Genomic DNA, 2,256 nt, shown 5'->3' on the forward strand with positions numbered 1-2,256 from the left:
ATTACTTGATAAAACAAAATGTAGAGATAGAGGATTTAAAGCTTCAATATGAAGAAGTGGCAGATGCTAAATGGGCAACGATTCAGGAAATAAGAGAAATGGTGAAGCGTGGAGAGTTCATCGCCTATCATATATTAGATAATGTCTTTGACATAATAGCATCAAAAATTAGCTTAAGAAAAGCGACAATAGAAGATGCGCAAGAGCTATATGAAATTCAAAAGCAAGTCTTCTTACCTCTATATACAAAATATGAGGATCATCAAACAACTCCTGTATTACAAACCTTTGAACGATTTCAAGAGCGCTTGCAAAAAGGTATCTTTTATAAAATTATAGTAGATGGTGAATTAGCAGGTAGTGTGCATGTTTACAAAAAGACATCGCAAACAATGCGTTTGCATATGATCAATATATTAGAAAGCTTTCAAAGAAAAGGCTTGGCTCAAAAGGTAATGACCCGGCTGGAAATGATTTATCCTGAAGTGACTAGCTGGGAGCTCGATACCATTCTCCAAGAAGAAAAAAACTGCTATCTATATGAAAAAATGGGTTATGTACGTACAGGGGAACAGAAGAAGATTAATGATAATATGACTATAATTTCTTATGAAAAACATTCAGGACTTAGCCAATTACAACCTTTATAGGAGGAATACCAATGCCAGAAATCAATCATCAAGTATACATTAAGGAAAGTATTGCTAGAGTATTTGATACACTAACAATGGCAGAAGGATGGAACGCTTGGTTTACTGATCAAACATCTATACATCAGGAATCAGATGGAACGGGTGAAATACGTCTGAGATGGACTGGCTTAGGTAAGGACAAAAAGGATTTAGTGGATGGCGGTAAGATATTGGAGACCATTCCTAATAAATCCTTCATTTTTCAATGGACTCCAGGAGAAAGTGTTACAACAATTGAATTTAAATTAGAACCTTATCGAGATGGGACACTTGTTGTATTTAAAGAAACAGGCTATTCCAATTCAGACAAGGATATAAAAGCCTGCTTGAACTGTGCAGTTGGCTGGGGAGAGACTTTAACGCTTCTAAAGGTGTACTTGGAGGAGGGCCTAGTATACAAAGAGGAAAGTAAAGAAATTCAGCAATGCTAATAATGAATTAAATCGTGATAGAACAAGTGATGTAATTTTAGTGGATGGTTTGAGTGATTGTAGTAATTTATTGGTTGATTGTCGTAAAGTAAGGCTGGATTGTAGTAAACTATGGAGTCATTGTCGTAAATTTTTCTAGAACAAGAGAGTTGCTGAGAGATTGTAGTAATCTACGGGTTGATTGTCGTAAAGTAAAGCTGGATTGTAGTAAACTATGGGGTCATTGTCGTAAATTTTTCTAGATCGAGGGAGCTGCTGAGAGATTGTAGTAATCTACGGGTTGATTGTCGTAAAGTAAGGCTGGATTGTAGCAAATTATGGGGTTATTGTCGTAAATTTTTCTAGAACGAGGAAAATCCGTAGCAGAAACACTGGCAATTAAATAAAATGACCATAAGGTTAGCGGTTAATTTATAAATACACATAAAAAATGAGCTGGAAAATGTATATCCAAGCTCATTTTTTATATGTGTAATTTTTTTACTAAAGCACGGGTTAAATTAGGAGTTAACGATTAGGGTAATAATGTATTCTACTTTCAATTAAATATTTGTCTTCAGATTCAATTATTTCCATGTAGTTAGCTTTATGAAAAGGTTTATTAATCTAGCAACCCTTCTTTATATTATTGTTTTGAACATCCACAATTATAGTTAAATATGCTTCGCCATTATATTTTATTACCCCTGTAACTTGTTTTTTCTCTAAATCTATATTTGTATATTGGATACGATTCTTAATGGAGCAAAGTTAATGTTTTGGACATAACAACAGACAACCGAAATGTGGGTCATGTTTTCTAAATCATACTTTAGAAAGTACCACGTATAATCACCTCTAATCTACTGTTCCTAACACATCTGTATTAGGAGGTTCATAACCCATCTGGCGTGCCATAGCCATAATCTGTCCTTTGTGATGGAATTCATGAGTGATTGTATGCATGAGCAATTTACGAGGTGTCATTGATATCGGTTCTCCTCCTTCTCTCCAAGGAATCTGCCTCTTTATCGGCTTATCCATTTGTTGTGCGAATACTTCAAATACCTCATTTACATAAGAATCTACTTGTTCAAAGTGTACTTTTATTTCATTCCAACCGAGTTCCAACAGTTTTTCCTTTGAAGTGAGAG

3 protein-coding genes are annotated in these 2,256 nt (G+C 34.7%); 2 read left to right on the forward strand and 1 reads right to left on the reverse strand.

The features are described from left to right. Nucleotides 1-650, forward strand: a 650-nt coding sequence (locus tag AC06OU_RS02490) for a GNAT family N-acetyltransferase (protein WP_475853741.1), incomplete at its 5' end; no start/stop codon positions are given. Between the two features lie 11 nt (nt 651-661). Beyond that, the gene (locus tag AC06OU_RS02495) at nt 662-1,123 is read left to right on the forward strand and encodes an SRPBCC family protein (RefSeq protein ID WP_475853742.1); all 462 of its coding nucleotides are present in this window, start codon (nt 662-664) and stop codon (nt 1,121-1,123) included. 837 nt (nt 1,124-1,960) lie between these two features. Here the strand turns inward: AC06OU_RS02495 and AC06OU_RS02500 are convergent. After that, on the reverse strand, nt 1,961-2,256 hold a 296-nt coding region (locus AC06OU_RS02500), incomplete at its 5' end, for a DinB family protein (RefSeq protein ID WP_475853744.1).

This window comes from Psychrobacillus sp., from assembly GCF_056205495.1.

Excerpts from the sequence above, each read along its gene's own strand:
- AC06OU_RS02495 (WP_475853742.1), top strand. The coding sequence starts at position 662 with ATGCCAGAAATCAATCATCAAGTATACATTAAGGAAAGTATTGCTAGA.